Source organism: Thalassotalea nanhaiensis (assembly GCF_031583575.1).
GTDB lineage: Bacteria > Pseudomonadota > Gammaproteobacteria > Enterobacterales > Alteromonadaceae > Thalassotalea_A > Thalassotalea_A nanhaiensis.
This window is the reverse complement of the sequence record NZ_CP134146.1, coordinates 3,413,234-3,431,235: the sequence shown is the minus strand read 5'-3', so window position 1 is coordinate 3,431,235 and position 18,002 is coordinate 3,413,234. Positions and strand designations below refer to the sequence as shown.

The window sequence follows — 18,002 nt, the reverse complement described above, 5'->3', positions numbered from 1 at the left end:
TGAGTAACTTATGAAAATCATTACGGTAGAAAATTTAACGAAACACTATAAAGATGTAAAGGCCGTAGATGATGTTAGCTTCGATATTATCAAGGGGCATTGTTTTGGTTTATTAGGGCCAAATGGTGCGGGTAAAACCACTACCATTGAAATTATGGAAGGGATAATTAATAAGACCTCAGGAACGGTTAACTATAATACTGAAACCGGTGGTGACGTCAGTCAGTTAATCGGTATTCAATTTCAAAGTACCGCACTGCAAGACTTTTTAACCGTTACTGAAACACTTAATTTATTTTCCTCTTTTTATGAAAAAACCTTATCAAATGAAACCTTGATAGAGCTTTGTGATTTAGGCGAGTTTGTTGACCGCGATAATGGCTTATTGTCAGGTGGTCAAAAACAACGCCTATTACTGGCGCTGGCGTTAATCAATGATCCTGAAATAGTGTTTTTGGATGAGCCTACAACGGGGTTAGATCCACAGTCAAGAAGACACTTTTGGCAGTTGATTAAAAATATTAAAGCGCAAGGAAAAACGGTGATTTTAACCACGCACTATATGGATGAAGCAGAGCAGCTTTGTGACAATATAGTCATCATGGATAATGGTAAAATTATAGAGCAAGGCTCACCTAAACAGCTGCTTACTCGCCATTTTAAACAGGTATTTATTTATCTTCCTATAGAAAATGTTAATCAAGAGCTTATTCAAAATCAGCAATGGAATGTTGAAGAAAGCCTGGTTGAAATTAAGACCAGTAATGTTGAAAAAACCGTCAATGAATTAATTGAACTTGCTGTGCCGTTAACGGGGTTACACATTAAATCGGCCAATTTAGACGATCTATTTTTGAAACTCACCGGACACACGCTGGGAGGCACTTCACATGTTTAAATTCTCAAGATTTGCTGCTGTTGTTAAAGCCCGTAATTTGGAGTTTTTTCGAGATAAATCATCATTGGCGTGGAATATTTTATTTCCTGTGCTGTTACTCGTTATTTTTTCCTTTGCTTTTTCAGGTGAGGGTAGAGGGGTATACAAAGTAGGGGTGATTACAGCAATGGCTGAAAGTTCAGAAAACGTTCATCCGTTCATGCAAACTAAGTACATCGATTTTGTCCATTATGAACAACTTGATAAAGCAATGCTTAAATTAGATCAACATGGCATTGATATGATCATAGATTCAGCAGCTAAGCAATATTGGGTTAATGAACAATCGCCAAAAAGTTATATGGTTGAAAAAATATTTGTTCATGATGCTGATGGCTTAAATCGTATGGTAACTACTGGCGAACCAATTCGTTATATTGATTGGGTATTACCTGGTATTTTTGGTATGAATATGATGTTTAGCTGCTTGTTTGGTGTTGGTTATGTCATTGTTCGCTATAGAAAAAACTCGGTACTTAAACGATTAAAAGCGACACCTTTATCAGCATTAGAGTTTATTTCTGCGCAGTTATTGTCACGTTTGTTTATCGTATTATTTATGGTGTCAGTGGTTTATATAGGTTGTAATTTTTTCTTTGATTTTATTATGCATGGCAGCTACTTAAATTTATTCTTAATTGCTATTGTCGGGGCTATGAGTTTAATTAGTCTTGGTTTATTAATATCTACCCGCAGTAAATCACAAGAGCTGGTAGGTGGCTTATTAAATATGGCAACTTGGCCGATGATGTTATTGTCAGGGGTATGGTTTTCATTGGAAGGTGCACCACAATTTGTGCAAAATATTGCCGAAGTGTTTCCATTAACTCACTTGGTAAGTGCAGCGCGCAGCATAATAACAGAAGGGGCGACCCTGCAGGACGTGAGTTATCAATTCGCGGTTTTATTGTCGATGACCGCTATTTGCTTAATACTAAGCGCCAAGTTATTCAGTTGGGATGGTGATAGATAAATACGTTTTGAATTGGTAGAAAGGTATAAAAAAACGAGCTTAATCAGTAAATGCATTAGCTCGTTTTTATTTAGTAGCAAAAGTAGATGTTAGTTATTCTCTGTACAATGCTTAATCGCTACTGCAAGTAGCTCTTTTGCTGTTTTATTACAATCCTGCTCTTCTTGTACATAGTCGTTTTTCGGCGAGACATTGTCACCCCATTTTATATAACCTGCGCCCCAAGTGAGACCTGCACCAAATGCAGCAGACATGATGGTATCACCCGCTTTTACTTTGCCCTGCTCAACTGCTTCACAAAGAGCAATTGGAACTGTTGCTGCAGAGGTATTACCATATTTTTGGATATTGACCATACATTGCTCGTCTTTTAATTTTAACTTGCTCTGTAATGTCTCAATGATCCTTAAATTGGCTTGATGTGGTACAAGCAAGTCAATATCTTCAGCTTTGAGGTTTGCATTACTCATAACTGTTTCGGTAGCTTTACCCATTCCACGGACGGCACGTTTAAAAATTTCAGGTCCTAAAAAGTCTATTTGCAATGGCCCCGGCGGATTTTCATAGCGATCCATATCGGTACCAAAGTTGGTGATATTTAAGATATCTCGTGCTGATGAGTCACAACCCAATTTGGCTTCCAACAAACCGCATTTATTATCGGCTGCCTCAAGCACCATTGCCCCCGCACCATCACCAAATAATACCGCGGTATCACGCACGCCCCAGTTTACAAACCAGCTCATTCTTTCCGCGCCAATAACCAATGCTTTATTGATCATTCCGGCGCGAATTTGTGCGGTTGCATTTTGCAAAGCATAAAGAAAGCCAGTACAAGCTGAACTTAAATCAACACAGGCACTATTGTTGGTGCCTAATAAATTTTGCACTTTTGATGCTGTATTGGGCACTAATGTATCAGGGGTACAAGTTGCTACAATGATCAGGTCTATATCATCAGCTTCTACACCTGCTCTAGCAAGAGCTTGTTTGCCGGCAAGTGCTGCCATATGAGCAGTGTTAATATGAGATATACGGCGCTCTTTGATACCGGTGCGAGATGAAATCCACTCATCGCTGGTATCCATAAAGGTAGCTAAATCTTCATTGCTAAGTTTGGCTGGCGGAGTATATTTTCCCCAGCCAGTAATATCGGCATATTGCATAATTAATCCTGATAACGGTTTGTCGTTCACCTGCTAAGAGTTATTGATCAATTTTAAACAGGTGTTTAATTAACTAACTTTACCTTAGCTGGTAAATTTATTCATGGTTTTTATCAAATAGCAGCCTAATTAACTCTTGCGAGCTATTCGATGACATAGAGGTAGATAGCTAAAAAATGACAGATGCTGCCAGCTAAAACAAAGACGTGCCATATGGCGTGATTGAATGGAATTTTCTTAATGGCGTAAAATACGGCGCCTAAACTGTAGGCCGCGCCGCCAGAGGCAAGAAGAATTAAGCCACCGGTAGCTACATTTGCGATCATTTGCGGTGCAGCGATAATGATCAGCCAACCCATTGCTAAATAAGTAAACAGCGACACTTTTGGAAAGCGTTGTTTATACACAATTTTGAAATAGATCCCTACAATTGCCATAGTCCACACGACAGATAAAATCGAATATCCCCATGCACCTTTAATACTTATTAGCATAAATGGCGTGTAGGTGCCGGCAATCAATAAATAAATAGCGCAATGGTCTAAAAGTTTAAGAACTTTTTTAGCCGATGCGTTGGTCACACTATGATAAAGCGTAGAGGCTAAAAACAAGATAACCATACTTGAGCCGTAAACAATCGCACTGGTAAGTTCAAAGGCATCGTTAGCAACAATAATCATCAAGGTTAATGCGGCGACGCTTAACAGCGCTCCCACCCCATGGGTGATCGAATTTAGTAGTTCTTCCATGAAAGAATAACCTTGTGAAATCTTCTGTTTAATAACTTGTGTAGCCATAGTGCGTGTGTTCTATTTTGTTGGGTTTGCTCATTTTTGATGAACTAGTATGACCAGTTGGTGTTTATAATTCAATCAAATAAATGTAAAACAAGTGTACACTGAAAAGTGATAGTAGTCAGTTTAAATGTTTGGATGTTTAAAAGTTCTTATTTGTCAGTGTGTTAGGTTTTTGTGATTATGTTTTACGAGGTTTTGTCTACGTGAAAATATTGAATTTTAGTATATTCCAATTATTGTAGGTGTACAGGTGTACGCTCAATTTGTTGGTTATTAAATAAGTAAATATTAATTTTATGCATTAACAGAATTCAAACCGTTTTCAACATGGACGTTGTATATTAGAGCAATGCATGGAGCAATTGCCGAGGATGCGTAGGAACGGTCCCTGGTAATTCTAAGTTAATTCATCCCTGAATTAACAGAATTCAAACCATCCCTGGCAATTCTAAGTTAATTCTTCCCTGAATTAAAAAACCCCGTAATAACGGGGTTTTTAATTATAAACAAATAGTGCGAATTAATACTCTTCTAGAAGATGCTCTAGAGAGCCGTCATAAAATTCAATTTGCTTTTCTAGTTCTAATTTTTCTTTAAGTTGCTCAATCTCACGCCATTTACATTTTGCTTTTGCTTTGGGTTTCGATTTACCTTCAATTAACTGTATTAAACTATCAACTGGGTCCATATTAAAGCTCCTTATTTTTTATTATTTTTAAAACGCCTCTTTTTAATAACACAGCAAATTCAAAAATGAAACACTTTAGTTACAAAATAATAATAAAAAAGTCGCACTTGGCGACTTTTTAATCAGATGTTGTTTTTTGAAGATAAAAACAACAAATAATGAATTAAATTAAAACAAACTGGCGAGTTTATCTTCAAGTTTAATTTGATCAGCGGTAAAGCCTCGAATACCTTCAGCAAGTTTTTCAGTCGCCATGGCATCTTCGTTCATCTGCCAGCGGAATGTTTGCTCGTTTAATGCTTGCGGACGTTCGGTTGACACTTCTCCAGCGATAAGCTTTTGTGCAACAAGGGCATTGTTTTGCTCTAACTCGGCTAATAATTGCGGGCTTATCGTTAAACGGTCACAACCAGCAAGCTCTAAAATTTCTTCTTTATTTCTAAAACTTGCACCCATTACAATGGTTTTATAGTCGAATTTCTTGTAATAGTTGAAGATGCTTGTTACAGAAACAACACCAGGGTCTTCTGCGGCAGGGTAGCTATCCTTGCCTGTGCTTTTTTTATACCAGTCAAGAATTCTACCTACAAAAGGAGAAATCAAAAACACGCCGGCTTCAGCACAAGCTTGTGCTTGGCAGAAACTGAATAATAACGTTAGATTACAGTTAATCCCTTTACTTTCGAGTATCTCCGCTGCTTTTATGCCTTCCCAAGTAGAAGCCATCTTGATCAATATTCGATCTGTCGCAATGCCCGCTTCATTGTATAGGGCAATTAACTTTTCAGCTTTTGCTACGGTAGCGTCTATATCAAAAGATAAACGGGAGTCCACTTCAGTTGAAATACGTCCAGGGATCACTTTTAAAATTTCTAACCCAATTAATACTGATAATTTATCGCCTGCATCAATGATTTGCTGGTTTTTATCATCAGATTGGGCTTTTGCCCAGGTAACCGCTTGGGCAAGTAATGGTTGATAATTTTCAAGACTTGCTGCTTTTAATAATAGTGATGGATTTGTGGTTGCATCTTCAGGCTGATATTGAGCAATTGCATCTACATCACCGGTGTCGGCAACGACTGTTGTCATGGCTTTAAGTTGAGATAATTGAGAGGTCATGGTTGCCACCTAATAAGAGTTAAGTTGTAATAAAATTTCATAAAAGCCAAGGCTTGCGCCGAGATAAGACGAAAAATTGCGATTCTACCTGCCTATTTGTAACAAAATTACCAGATTTGGCAAGAGCTAAATTGCTTTTTAGAGTAAATAATCCAATATATCTAGAAAATGGATGAAAAAAAGTTATTTTTGATAGTTAAAATGAACGCCATATACATGATATAGTTTTAGCCGTTAATTAAATAAAACTTGTGAATTATTATGTTATTAGTTGTATCGCCTGCAAAAAATCTAGATTTTGAATCTGAACTGCCTATCAGTGAGTATAGCCAACCTGAATTATTAGACCACAGTGTCGAGCTCATTAAGCGCTGTGTAACTTTAACGCCAGCAGATCTTTCGTCATTAATGGGCATCAGTGACAAATTGGCTGGTTTGAATGTCGCAAGGTTTACCCAATGGAAAACGCCTTTTACTCCTGAAAATGCTCGACCTGCAGTGTTGGCGTTTAATGGTGATGTATATACCGGTTTAGATGCAAAGACATTTACTGCAGCAGACTTTACATTTGCTCAGCAACATTTGAGAATTTTATCTGGTTTATATGGTGTGTTAAAACCGCTTGATCTAATGCAGGCATACCGCCTTGAGATGGGGACTAAATTAGATAACTCTCGTGGCAGCAATTTATATCAATTTTGGGGTAGCGTTGTTACCGACAATATTAATGCTGCATTAAAAGAGCAAGGTGATGATGTTTTAATAAATCTTGCGTCTACTGAATACTTTAAATCGGTTAAAAAGAAAGAGCTAAATGCAACAGTTATCACCCCGGCATTTAAAGATTGGAAAAATGGTCAATATAAAATGATCAGTTTTTTTGCCAAAAAAGCTCGTGGCTTTATGGCTCGTTATATCATTGAAAATCAAATTACCGACGTAGAGCAGCTTAAATCGTTTGATGTGGCTGGCTATGGTTACAACGAAGCGTTATCTACTGATAGCGTACCGGTATTTACTCGTAAGCAGGTGTAACCCTTAAATTTGGTATATGCTTTATTAAGAGACTAAACAACAATATTTAAGAGACGATTACTGCAAGGAGCAAATGTGTTAACTCTACTGGCAAAACTATTCAAAGCACTAAATTCTGAAAGCTCTCCCAGGCAAATTGCCTTGGCAATAGCACTGGGAATGATCATTGGCTTAACACCAACTGTAAGCTTGCATAACCTTGTGGTGCTGTTTATTGCGTTTATTGTGCGAGTAAATTTAAGTGCATTTTTTGTCGCAATTGCAGGTTTTAGCTTGTTGTCTTTAGGTTTATCTCCCTTGTTTGCCAGTGTAGGGGAGAGCTTACTTGCCAGTGCAAGTTTAGCTGATTTATGGCAGAGTTTTTACCAGTCTAATGTGCTTAAATTAGCCCATTTCCATAATACCTTAACCTTAGGCTCTCTCGTTAGCGCCCTAATTTTATTTATCCCTTTGGCGTTAATTAGTCAGTATCTGATTGTACGTTATCGCCACCATGTAAAAGCGTTTATTGAGAAGTTCAAAATCATTCAGGCATTAAAAGGCTCACGTTTTTATCGTATTTATTTAAGCATAACTAACACTGGAGCTGCCTAATGAGTAAATATTTTCGATGGCAAGGGATCCTAGGGTTTATCGCAACGTGTGCAATTGTATTTTCAATATTATTCATGCTTGCGCCATCAATTGTAAAGTTAAGCCTTGAAAAAGGAGGTGGTTGGTATATAGGTGCAGAGGTTAATGTTAATAGTGTCGATATTGATTATTCTCCGTTATTTATTACGGTTAACGAACTGCAAGCAACCGACAACGAAAAGCCGACTCATAACATTGTTGCATTCAAATCCGCCAGTGCTGGCGTAGATGTGTGGCAATACTTATTTGGTACAGTGCTTATCGAAGAGCTGTCTATTACGGGGTTATCCTTTGATGTTGAACGGGCCAAAACCGGAGAGGTATTTAGAGATGCCGACACGTCATTGGTGCAGGCAACAGGCGAAAGCATTGAAAAACAAATGCCAGCAATTGAAGACCAATTACCTGATATAAAAGATATTCTTAATGACAGTAATTTATTAACGGTTAAAGCCGGTAAACAATTAGAGCAAACTTATAACGCTGAAAAACAGAAACTAAAACAACTGGAAGCTAACTTACCATCCAAAGATGTTTTAAAATCTTATGAAGCAAAGGTGAAACAATTATCGAAAACGAAAGTAAAATCTATTGAAGATTTTAATAAACTTAAAAGCGATTTTGATGTCCTTAAAAAGCAATTCAAACAAGATAAAGCTTTGGTAAAAAAATCTAAGCAGCAGCTCGAACAAAGTAAAAATGTTCTTGCTAACGCATTAAAAGATGTAAAAGCAGCCCCAGATGCCGACTGGCGTCAATTAAAAAGCCAGTACCAATTAGATAAAATCGATAACGCCGATTTTGCCCATATTTTGTTTGGTGAACAAGCTCGAGGGTATTATGAGACAGCAGAGCAGTTATACGTTCGTATAAAGCCCTTTTTAGATTCAAATAAAGCCGCTAAATCAGCTGAACAAGCTGAATTAGAGAAAAGTCTAGCGTACGGTCGCTTTATTCATTTTGTCGATGAAAACCCGCTACCGCCTTGGCTCATTAAAACCGCATTATTTCAAGTTGAACTACCACAAGGCAGTTTTAACTTTGAAATTACTGAATTGACCGCAGAGCATTGGCATCGAAACATACCAACAAACATCGTTGTTAGTAGCAAAAACTTATTAAAAGGTGGTGATGCACTGATAAATACACAAATATTTAATGACAACATCACTACGACTACCAAAGGTGACTGGCAATTTTCTCAAGTACCCATTGATGATGCAAAACTGCGCGATAAAGGCAATTTTTCTTTAGCATTGCAATCAGCGAACCTTGCTGGGGTTGGGCAATTTAATTTGGTGGATACTTCTTTAAACAGTATTAATAAATTCCAAGTTAGTGACACAAGATTTACTGGTGCATCAACATCAAGTGTTGGCCGATCATTATTGTCAGCAATTGATAGTGTGAATAAATTCTCGTTGAATGTTGATATTGAAGGTGAGTTAAGCTCGCCAAATTATGGCATTAAATCTGATTTAGATAATATAATCACCAAGGCGATTGCTAATCAGCTCAAGGCTAAACTTGCAACTTTTCAAAAACAGCTAAAATCGGGCTTAAATCAGAAAGTAGCTCAGACTCTCAAAGTCAGCGAGAGTGATGCCGCAGAGTTTGCAGATGTAGACACACTACTTAATAACACTGATAAATCACTTGATAATCTTCTGAAGTCGGACGTGGTTAAGAAAAAGAAAAAAGAATTAGAAAACAAAGCTAAAGATAAACTAAAAGATAAGCTCGATAAGCTGTTCGGATAATTAATAATAAAATGGCGCTAGTTAAGCGCCATTTTTAATTCAAGTAAAAGGAGTATCTACTCAATCTAAATTATCTTGATATCAGACTAATCAACAGTCCAAGTTACTTCTTTTTTCACGCCATTTCGAAGGTATATAAATTTAACTTTGTCGCCTTTTTTATAATGAGAAAAACGATCTCTAAGTGCTAGCGCATTTTCTAATTTTTTCAGTTTAATACCATCTACTTCTATAATAATGTCGCCACCTAATAACACCGGAGTTCGGCCTATGGTGACATTCAGATAACCGCCTTGGAAACCAAGTTTGTCAGCCAATGTTGCGGGTACTACATGTTGAATTAACATACCGTAACCGTACTGGTTGTTTATTGCTCTGGATTGCATTTCATTTAATAGGTGTGGAATAAGTCCAACAAATGCACTTGGCTCTGAAGCGATAACTTCTTTTATGGTATCTACCGACACCACAAAGCCTAAACCATTACTGCCACCAGACTTTGAAAGGATGTGGCTTACGATGCCTATAATATCGCCATCCAGGTTAAATAATGGACCGCCAGAGTTACCTTGGTTGATAGATGCGTCGGTTTGCAATAATCGTGGCGTTATGTTCGTACCAGGAATGGTTTCTCTGTCGCGTACACCACTTAAATAGCCAACAGATAAACTGTGACTAACGCCATAAGGGGCGCCAATGGCAATCACTTGTTCGCCAATAGTGTAGCCACCATCTTTAGCAAGTTTGAGCGGCTTAATGTCATCAGGTACTTTTCTGGCACGTATCATTGCAAGATCGATTAAATTATCAACCCAAAGAACGTGGCCTGAGGTTTTGCTGCCGTCGGTAAAAATAACTTCAATGTCAGTTGCTCTACCTACAACATGAGCAGCCGTTAGAATGTTGCCTTCAGGACTGATTAACGCGCCCGAGCCTAAAGACTTACTCGATGTTGCTTTATAACTTACTTGTCCAGGTTTTGGGTTGGCAATAGAGGTTACGTGGAGCTCTACAACGCCATCGTTAACCTTTTTGAAAAGTTGTTTAACTGAGTCATCTGCTAGTGCAGATAATGAAAAGGTGGCAATAAGACATGCACATAAAATACGAAACATATGTTTTCCAATTTAGGGACTTTAAATTGGAGTGTACCCAGTTTGCTAATAAATGAAAGCGATATTTAACATTTTATTAACTGGAGAGGTGGCTTGTACTGAAGGAATTAACGTAGTTTCAGACGTTAAGGTGACTCTTAACGTCTGAAATTTAAGAAGGATAATGGTTATTTAGCGGCTGACTTTTTCTTTGCCTTTTTCGCTTTTTTGGCTTTTTTAGCGGCTTTCGCTTTTCGTGTTAACCCGGCATTTTTCTTAACTACTTTTTTAGTCTTATTTTTTTTGACTGGAATGCGAGCTTCTTTATAGGCTGGGCGAAGTTCATCAATAACACGGCGGCGTAAAATCTCTTCAGTAAAGCGTTCAATTTTTCCAACGGATAGCATGTCATGTGCTTCAACCAGTGAAATAGCGGTACCTTTTTTACCAGCACGACCAGTTCGGCCTATACGGTGTACATAAATATCTGCCTTACGTGGCATATCAAAGTTAATAACATGCGTAATGTCATCAATATCTAGCCCACGCGCGGCGACATCGGTAGCAATTAAAATATTTACCTTGCCATCTTTTACTCGTGATACAGCATTATTGCGCTTGTCTTGTGGCATTTCACCTTCAAGCCAGGCATTGCTTAAGTCTTCACCTTGTAAAACACCGGCAAGCATTTGTACGGTTTCACGTTTATTGGCAAAAACTACTGCGCGTTTCACATCTTTTTGTTTAAGAATATGACACAGCAGTTTTAATTTATGCTCTTTACTATCAGCTAAATGCAACCACTGATGAGTTTTAGCTTTTTCTTTCCGAGAAGGATCTGACTCTACAAATACAGGTTCGTTTAATAAGTCTTTAGAAAAACGAATAATACCAGCTCCAGCTAACGTAGCTGACAGTAATAATGTTTGCTTGCGCCAGCGAGCTTCACCGGCAATTCGGTTAATGCTGTCAGAAAAACCCATATCCAACATGCGATCAGCTTCGTCCAATACCAATATTTCAATATCTCTGGCATCGAATTGTTCGTTATCAATATAATCCATTAAACGACCAGGGGTGGCGATAAGCATATCGGTTGTTTGTGTAAGGATTTCTTTGTGCGAACCGTAATTTACACCACCGGTAATTAATCCAATTTTGATGTCGGTGAACTCGGTTAATAACTCAGCTTGTTGAAAAATCTGCGTAGCTAATTCGCGCGTAGGCGCAAGAATTAATACTCTTGGAAAGCCCGGTTTGGTTCTTGGGTAATCTAATAAGTGTTGAGCACAAGGTAAAATAAACGCGGCTGTTTTTCCTGTACCAGTAGGTGCAGATGCTAATACATCTTTACCTGCCATTGCTTCTGGCAAGACTAAATTTTGGATAGATGTTGGTTTTTTAAAACCAGCTTTTACGGTGCCGGCAACAAGTTCATCATCAAGATCAAACTGTTTAAACATGGATTATATTTACCTTAGGTTTTTTGTTAGTGCGCTATCGCGCTTTGTACGTATTTGTTTCGTAATTATATCGTATATTTTTCAAACAAGTTGAATTATTACGCTTTTTTACAGTAATAGCAGTTAGTCAGAGAGTAACGCTGAAATTTCTTCAAGAATTTGTTCGCACCATTGGTCAATGCGTTCATCGGTTAATTCATATTGAGTTTCATCATCAATAGACAAGCCTACAAAATACTCTTGATCGGCAGTCAATGCTTTTGACTCTTCAAATTCATAGCCTTGGTTAGGCCAATAACCAATAACGTTGGCGCCTTGTGGAATGATTTGATCATGGAGCATGCCTAACGCATCTTGAAACCATTGCCCATAACCAACTTGGTCGCCTAAACCAAATAAAGCCACAATTTTATCTTGTAAATTCAAGTTGGCAATATCATCCCAACTTGATTCCCAATCTTCTTGTAATTCACCAAAATCCCAAGTAGAAATACCAAAAATAATAATGTCGTATTGCAAACAGTCACTTAATGACACATCTTTAATGTTAAATATTTCAACGAGATCTTCACCCATAGCCGCCTGAATTTTTTCAGCCGCCATTTCGGTATAGCAAGTTGTTGAACCATAGAACAAACCGATTTTCATTATGTTGATATTTCCAGTACTTTATTTGCCCGCGATTCTAACAGAAAATTTAGCGGATGCTAAATAGTAATGCGGCTAAATATCACGATAAATGAACTATAATAAGTAAATAAAATGTCAATATTGGGAAAATTAGGCAAAAGAGTTATCAAAAGTATGTGTTTGCCTTGCATTTGATGGCATAAGCCAGTAATTTTACTCGCCTTAATCCGGTCTTGTTTATCAATGCTCTTGCAATTTACACAAGAGTGCCAATAAATACAGTTATCGCGGAAAGCATATTAGGAACTGAAGTTATGTTAAAAAAATTAATTGCCATTGTTACAACATCATTTATGTTGGTTGCAATGCCTAGTCTAGCAGTTGAAAACAACGAAGAAAAAATTAAAGCTAGTTTAGCCAAATTAGGGTTGCAAGTTGAATCTGTTGCCCCTTCTAAAATGGAAAACTTATACGAAGCATTTACAAACCAAGGCATGTTTTATACAAGTGCTGATGGTAAGTTTTTAATTCAAGGTAAAGTGTACGAAATTTCTGCTGACGGCATCAGTAGCTTAACTGAAGAAAGTTTGGCTAAAGTACGCATTGATGGCATGGAAAAATTTGAAGGTTCGATGATTGTTTTCCCTGCTAAAAATGAAAAATATCAAATGACCGTTTTCACTGACTTAACCTGTGGTTACTGTCGTAAACTGCACAACCAAATGGGTAGCTATAACGACTTAGGTATTACGGTACGTTATTTAGCGTTCCCTCGTGGCGGTATACAAAGCCAATCATACACTGATATCCGTAGCGTATGGTGTAGTGACGATCAACAAACTGCAATGACCAACGCCAAAGGCGGTGCACAAGTAGCGCAAAAGGTGTGTGCATTACCAGTTGCTGAGCAATATGATTTTGGACGTAAAATTGGTGTTTCGGGCACGCCTGCAATTATGCTAGATGATGGCATGATGCTACCAGGGTATAAAACGCCTGAGCAAATGCAGCAAATTTTTCAAAGTTATTCAGTGAAGAAAGCCGGTTAGTATCTAACTGGCTTTTAAAATAGGCGCCATTTGGGCGCCTTTTTTATTGTTTCGAGTTAATAGCAGGTATATTCGATTTTAAACTCCAATTTAATCTCATTTAATTCAAGCAGCAAATACGGTAGTCTATTACCAATTCCACTCTAAAAAGATCCCTTTATGGACAAGCAAATAAGTCGTAGAGAACATTGCGACACGTCGGCATTACCAGCACACCTACACCCTGTACTAAAGCAAATATATGCCTCTCGTGGTATTACCCTGCCCAATGAATTGGAACAGGGGGCAGCAAGTATGCTCAAGCCGTCACAATTACTGGGGTTAGACAGTGCTTGTGAATTGCTGTTTAGCGCAGTTAAAGATAATAAACGCATTATCGTAGTGGGTGATTTTGATGCCGATGGTGCCACATCTACGGCGTTGATGATGGATGGTTTAAGGTTGCTTGGCTCGACTAACCATGATTTTATTGTGCCCAATCGCTTTGAATATGGCTATGGTTTAACCCCTGAAATTAGTGAAATAGCCGTAGCTAAGGGAGCGCAAGTAATTGTTACTGTCGATAACGGCATTAGTTGTATAGCCGGTGTGGCAAAAGCGAAAGAGTTCGGTTGTACGGTAATTGTTACTGATCACCATTTGCCGGGTAATGAATTACCCAATGCAGACGCCATTGTTAATCCGAATCAACATGGCTGTACTTTTCCAAGTAAAGCGCTTGCTGGTGTAGGTGTCGCCTTTTATTTAATGGCCGCACTGCGTCAAACCATGCGCAATAATGACTGGTTTACTGAGAAGCAAATACCTGAACCAAATTTGGCACAACTCCTTGACTTAGTTGCCTTAGGGACCGTTGCTGATGTGGTTAGTTTGGATCAAAATAACCGAATTTTAGTTGCACAGGGGTTAAAGCGTATACGAGCAGGGGCAACCCGTCCTGGTATTCAAGCGTTGATTGAAATCGCCGGTAAAAATCAGCAAAAAATGGTTGCCAGTGATTTTGGTTTTGGCTTAGGACCGCGGCTAAATGCGGCGGGCCGTTTAGATGATATGGGACTGGGAATTCAATGTTTGCTAGAAACTGATTTAAATAACGCTAGGGTTATGGCCAAAGATCTTGATGATTTGAATAAAACTCGTCGAGAAATTGAACATGGCATGCAGCTTGAAGCTGAAAACGTACTCAAGAAACTTAATTTAGAAGAAGATAATTTACCCTCTGCGTTAGCCTTATTTCAGGATGATTGGCATCAAGGTGTTATTGGTATTGTAGCGGGGAGATTAAAAGAAAAGTTTCATCGGCCAACTGTTGTCTTTGCCAGTGGAAGCGATGATGAAATAAAGGGCTCAGCACGCTCAATTCCTGGTTTGCATATACGTGATTTACTCGAGCATATTGACTCGCAACACCCCAACTTAATTTTAAAATTTGGTGGCCATGCAATGGCCGCGGGGCTGTCGATTAACAAAGCCAACTTTGGTCAATTTCAACAGTTACTTAATGACTATGCGCAAAAATGGCTGAGCGCAGATATGCTGCAAGGTAAAATATTATCTGACGGAGAACTCGCTAAAGATGCATTCAACCTGGAGTTTGCCAGCTTATTACGAGAGTCTGGCCCATGGGGGCAAAACTTTCCTGAACCCGTTTTTGATAATCAGTTTAAAGTTATTCAACAGCGTATTGTTGGTGAAAAACACTTAAAGCTTATGGTGCAAATAGATGATTTGGCCATCGATGCTATTGCGTTTAATGTTGATATCAAGTGTTGGCCAAACCACCAATGTGAATGGGTGCATTTAGCCTATAAACTTGATATTAACGAATTTAGGGGTAAACAAACCGTACAGCTTTTGGTTGATCACATTGAGGCTGTATAAATGTACTGTATTAAATAACGCTCAGCTCTTTTATGTAAGGCGTTATTACGCTACAATGCGCGACTATTTTTCTAAGTTTTTGAGCTAAGTTTTTATTGATGTTTGAAGTCAATCCTTTACATAACCAAATCAAAGACATTCGCGAACGCACCGATGTGCTTCGGGGGTACCTTTGACTATGACCAAAAAGCAGAGCGTTTAACCGAAGTTAATCGTGAATTAGAACTTCCTGATGTATGGAACGAACCTGAGCGAGCACAAGCTTTGGGTAAAGAGCGTTCATCATTAGAGCTTATTGTAAAAACTATCGATGATATGGATAGTGGTTGTGAAGACGCACTTGAGTTAATTGAACTTGCTGTTGAAGAAGAAGATGAAGAAACATTAACTGATGCAACTGAAGAAATTGCCGGTTTAGAAGCTCAGTTAGCGAAACTTGAATTTCGTCGCATGTTTTCTGGTGAGCAAGATAGCAATAATTGTTATCTTGATATTCAGTCGGGTAGTGGCGGCACTGAAGCACAAGATTGGGCACAAATGATCCAGCGTATGTTTTTACGTTGGGGTGACTCTCATGGCTTTAAAGTTGAAGTATTAGAAGAAACTGATGGTGATGTGGCTGGTATTAAAGGCTGTACCATTAAGTTTTCAGGTGAATATGCCTACGGTTGGTTACGTACAGAAACTGGTGTTCATCGCTTAGTTCGTAAATCACCTTTTGATTCAAGTGGTAAACGTCATACATCATTTGCTTCTGCATTTGTTTATCCTGAAATTGATGATGATATTGAAATTGATATCAATCCAGCAGATTTGCGTATTGATACATTCAGAGCATCAGGTGCTGGTGGTCAGCATGTTAACAAAACAGACTCGGCAATTCGTATTACTCATGTTCCGACTAATGCGGTGGTGAGTTGTCAGGCGGATCGCTCGCAACATAAGAATAGAGCAACGGCAATGAAGCTATTAAAAGCGAAATTGTTTGAGCTAGAAATGCAAAAACAAAATGCCGATAAACAAGCCCTTGAAGATGGCAAGTCTGATATCGGTTGGGGCAGTCAAATTCGTTCATACGTACTTGACGATAGTCGCATTAAAGATTTAAGAACTGGGGTTGAGTCGCGTAACACGCAATCGGTACTTGACGGCAGTTTAGACCAATTTATTGAAGCCAGCTTAAAGTTTGGCCTTTAAGATATTTAATACTGAGAAATTAAAATGACAGAACAAGCTAAAGACGAAAACAAATTAATCGCTGAACGTCGCGGTAAATTAGATAACATTCGTGAAAACTGCCCAGCTAATGGCCACCCTAATGACTTTAATCGTGAGCATTACGCTGCCGATATTCAAGCTGAACATGGTGAGAAAACCAAAGAAGAGCTGGAAGAATTACAAGTAACTTATGCTGTTGCTGGTCGTGTTATGGCTAAACGTGGTCCTTTCTTAGTTTTACAAGATATGTCTGGTCGTATTCAAGCCTATGCTGAAAAAGCCGTACAAAAAGATATTAAAGCACGTTGGGGCTTATTAGATATCGGTGACATCATCGGTGTTAAAGGTGTATTGCATAAATCAGGTAAAGGCGATTTATACGTGAATATGGAAGAGTATTCTTTATTAACGAAATCATTACGTCCACTACCTGAAAAATTCCACGGTTTATCAGATCAAGAAATGAAGTACCGTCAACGTTACGTTGATTTGATCATAAACGAGAAAACTCGCGATACATTCCAAGTGCGTTCACAAATTGTTAGTGGCATTCGTAACTTCTTGACCGAACGTGGTTTCATGGAAGTTGAAACGCCAATGCTGCAAGTTATCCCTGGCGGTGCTACAGCTAAGCCATTTGAAACATTTCACAATGCATTAGACATTGATATGTTCTTGCGTATTGCACCAGAACTTTACCTTAAGCGTTTAGTGGTTGGTGGTTTTGAAAAAGTATTCGAAATTAACCGTAACTTCCGTAATGAGGGTTTATCAACTCGTCATAATCCAGAATTCACAATGATTGAATTCTACCAAGCGTATGCAGATTACAACGACTTAATGAATCTTACCGAAGACATGCTTCGTACTCTTGCTGAAAACGTTATGGGTAACCCTGTTATTCGTAACACAGTGAAAAATGCTGAAGGTGAAGTAACTGAAGAGAAGTTCTACGATTTTGGTCAACCGTTTGAGCGTTTATCAATGATGGATGCCATCATCAAACATGGTCCTCATTTAGATGCGGCTGTGATTAAAGATCCTGAAGGTCGATTCGAAGAGCTTAAAGCGATTGCTAAACAAGTTGGCGTTAAAGAGCCTGAAGGTAAAAACGTTTGGGGCCCTGGTAAGTACTTATGTGAAATCTTCGAAGAAGTTGCTGAACATATGCTTGACCAACCTACATTCATTACAGAATACCCATGGGAAGTATCACCACTTGCTCGTCGTAACGATGAAAATTCATTTATCACTGACCGTTTCGAATTCTTCGTTGGTGGCCGTGAACTAGCAAATGGTTTCTCTGAGCTTAACGACGCTGAAGATCAAGCTGCTCGCTTTAAAAAGCAAGTTGAAGAAAAAGATGCTGGCGATGATGAAGCAATGCACTTTGATGAAGATTACATCACAGCTCTAGAGTATGGTTTACCACCGACAGCTGGTGAAGGCATTGGTATTGACCGTTTAGTGATGTTATTTACTGACTCACCAACAATTAAAGACGTGATCTTGTTCCCGCACATGCGTCCTGTTGCTGAATAAATTGTGATGACAGT

At 38.5% G+C, this 18,002-nt stretch carries 16 protein-coding genes; 9 read left to right on the top strand and 7 right to left on the bottom strand.

Annotated features, from left to right (window positions below; all coding sequences use genetic code 11):
• The first annotated feature begins 10 nt into the window (after positions 1–10).
• Both RI845_RS14810 and RI845_RS14805 read left to right on the top strand, forming a co-directional pair.
• A complete protein-coding gene (locus RI845_RS14810; protein WP_348386944.1) occupies positions 11–898 on the top strand; it encodes an ABC transporter ATP-binding protein in 888 nt (295 codons plus the stop codon).
• A complete protein-coding gene (locus tag RI845_RS14805) occupies positions 891–1,910 on the top strand; it encodes an ABC transporter permease (protein WP_348386943.1) in 1,020 nt (339 codons plus the stop codon). Before RI845_RS14810 ends, RI845_RS14805 begins: the two co-directional genes overlap by 8 nt.
• An 89-nt stretch (positions 1,911–1,999) precedes the next feature.
• Here the strand turns inward: RI845_RS14805 and RI845_RS14800 are convergent, their stop codons facing one another.
• From RI845_RS14800 to tal, 4 genes are all read right to left on the bottom strand, one after another.
• A complete protein-coding gene (locus RI845_RS14800; RefSeq protein WP_348386942.1) occupies positions 2,000–3,076 on the bottom strand; it encodes a ketoacyl-ACP synthase III in 1,077 nt (358 codons plus the stop codon).
• 143 nt (positions 3,077–3,219) lie between these two features.
• Positions 3,220–3,873, bottom strand: coding sequence for a PAQR family membrane homeostasis protein TrhA (gene trhA / locus RI845_RS14795; RefSeq protein ID WP_348386941.1), 654 nt, complete (start codon positions 3,871–3,873; stop codon positions 3,220–3,222).
• A gap of 520 nt (positions 3,874–4,393) precedes the next feature.
• Positions 4,394–4,561: a DUF3545 family protein gene (locus RI845_RS14790; protein WP_348386940.1), complete on the bottom strand. Its 168-nt coding sequence runs from the start codon at positions 4,559–4,561 to the stop codon at positions 4,394–4,396.
• 168 nt (positions 4,562–4,729) lie between these two features.
• Positions 4,730–5,683, bottom strand: a complete 954-nt coding sequence (gene tal, locus RI845_RS14785) for a transaldolase (protein ID WP_348386939.1) — start codon at positions 5,681–5,683, stop codon at positions 4,730–4,732.
• 261 nt (positions 5,684–5,944) lie between these two features.
• Between tal and yaaA the strand changes: the two genes are divergently transcribed.
• The 3 genes from yaaA to RI845_RS14770 all read left to right on the top strand — a co-directional run bounded on the left by yaaA (position 5,945) and on the right by RI845_RS14770 (position 9,111).
• The gene (yaaA, locus tag RI845_RS14780) at positions 5,945–6,718 is read left to right on the top strand and encodes a peroxide stress protein YaaA (RefSeq protein WP_348386938.1); all 774 of its coding nucleotides are present in this window, start codon (positions 5,945–5,947) and stop codon (positions 6,716–6,718) included.
• Positions 6,719–6,793: 75 nt separating this feature from the next.
• Complete coding sequence (locus tag RI845_RS14775) at positions 6,794–7,312, top strand: TIGR03546 family protein (protein ID WP_348386937.1); 519 nt, start codon at positions 6,794–6,796, stop codon at positions 7,310–7,312.
• Complete coding sequence (locus tag RI845_RS14770; protein WP_348386936.1) at positions 7,312–9,111, top strand: TIGR03545 family protein; 1,800 nt, start codon at positions 7,312–7,314, stop codon at positions 9,109–9,111. Before RI845_RS14775 ends, RI845_RS14770 begins: the two co-directional genes overlap by 1 nt.
• 86 nt (positions 9,112–9,197) lie before the next feature.
• On the opposite strand, the gene RI845_RS14765 is transcribed toward RI845_RS14770, so the two are convergent.
• The 3 genes from RI845_RS14765 to fldB all read right to left on the bottom strand — a co-directional run bounded on the left by RI845_RS14765 (position 9,198) and on the right by fldB (position 12,316).
• Positions 9,198–10,226, bottom strand: a complete 1,029-nt coding sequence (locus tag RI845_RS14765) for a S1C family serine protease (protein WP_348386935.1) — start codon at positions 10,224–10,226, stop codon at positions 9,198–9,200.
• A 167-nt stretch (positions 10,227–10,393) separates the two neighbouring features.
• Positions 10,394–11,668 (bottom strand): ATP-dependent RNA helicase SrmB, encoded by a 1,275-nt coding sequence (srmB, locus tag RI845_RS14760; RefSeq protein ID WP_348386934.1) that lies wholly within the window; start codon positions 11,666–11,668, stop codon positions 10,394–10,396.
• A gap of 123 nt (positions 11,669–11,791) precedes the next feature.
• On the bottom strand, positions 11,792–12,316 hold the full coding sequence (gene fldB, locus RI845_RS14755) for a flavodoxin FldB (protein WP_348386933.1): 525 nt from the start codon (positions 12,314–12,316) through the stop codon (positions 11,792–11,794).
• A 296-nt stretch (positions 12,317–12,612) separates the two neighbouring features.
• On the opposite strand from fldB, the gene dsbC reads away from it, so the two are divergent.
• From dsbC to lysS, 4 genes are all read left to right on the top strand, one after another.
• Entirely contained in the window at positions 12,613–13,347 is a 735-nt protein-coding gene (gene dsbC, locus RI845_RS14750) for a bifunctional protein-disulfide isomerase/oxidoreductase DsbC (protein WP_348386932.1), read from the top strand.
• 159 nt (positions 13,348–13,506) lie between these two features.
• Positions 13,507–15,228 carry a single-stranded-DNA-specific exonuclease RecJ gene (gene recJ, locus RI845_RS14745; protein ID WP_348386931.1) on the top strand — a complete coding sequence of 574 codons (1,722 nt, stop codon included), beginning with the start codon at positions 13,507–13,509 and terminating at the stop codon, positions 15,226–15,228.
• 98 nt (positions 15,229–15,326) lie between these two features.
• Positions 15,327–16,425, top strand: a protein-coding gene (gene prfB, locus RI845_RS14740; protein WP_348386930.1) for a peptide chain release factor 2 whose coding sequence is annotated in 2 segments (ribosomal slippage) — positions 15,327–15,401 and positions 15,403–16,425 — 1,098 coding nt in all. Because the reading frame shifts where the segments join, the coding sequence is not laid out codon by codon here.
• 24 nt (positions 16,426–16,449) lie between these two features.
• Positions 16,450–17,988 carry a lysine--tRNA ligase gene (lysS, locus tag RI845_RS14735; RefSeq protein WP_348386929.1) on the top strand — a complete coding sequence of 513 codons (1,539 nt, stop codon included), beginning with the start codon at positions 16,450–16,452 and terminating at the stop codon, positions 17,986–17,988.
• The last annotated feature ends 14 nt before the right edge of the window (positions 17,989–18,002 follow it).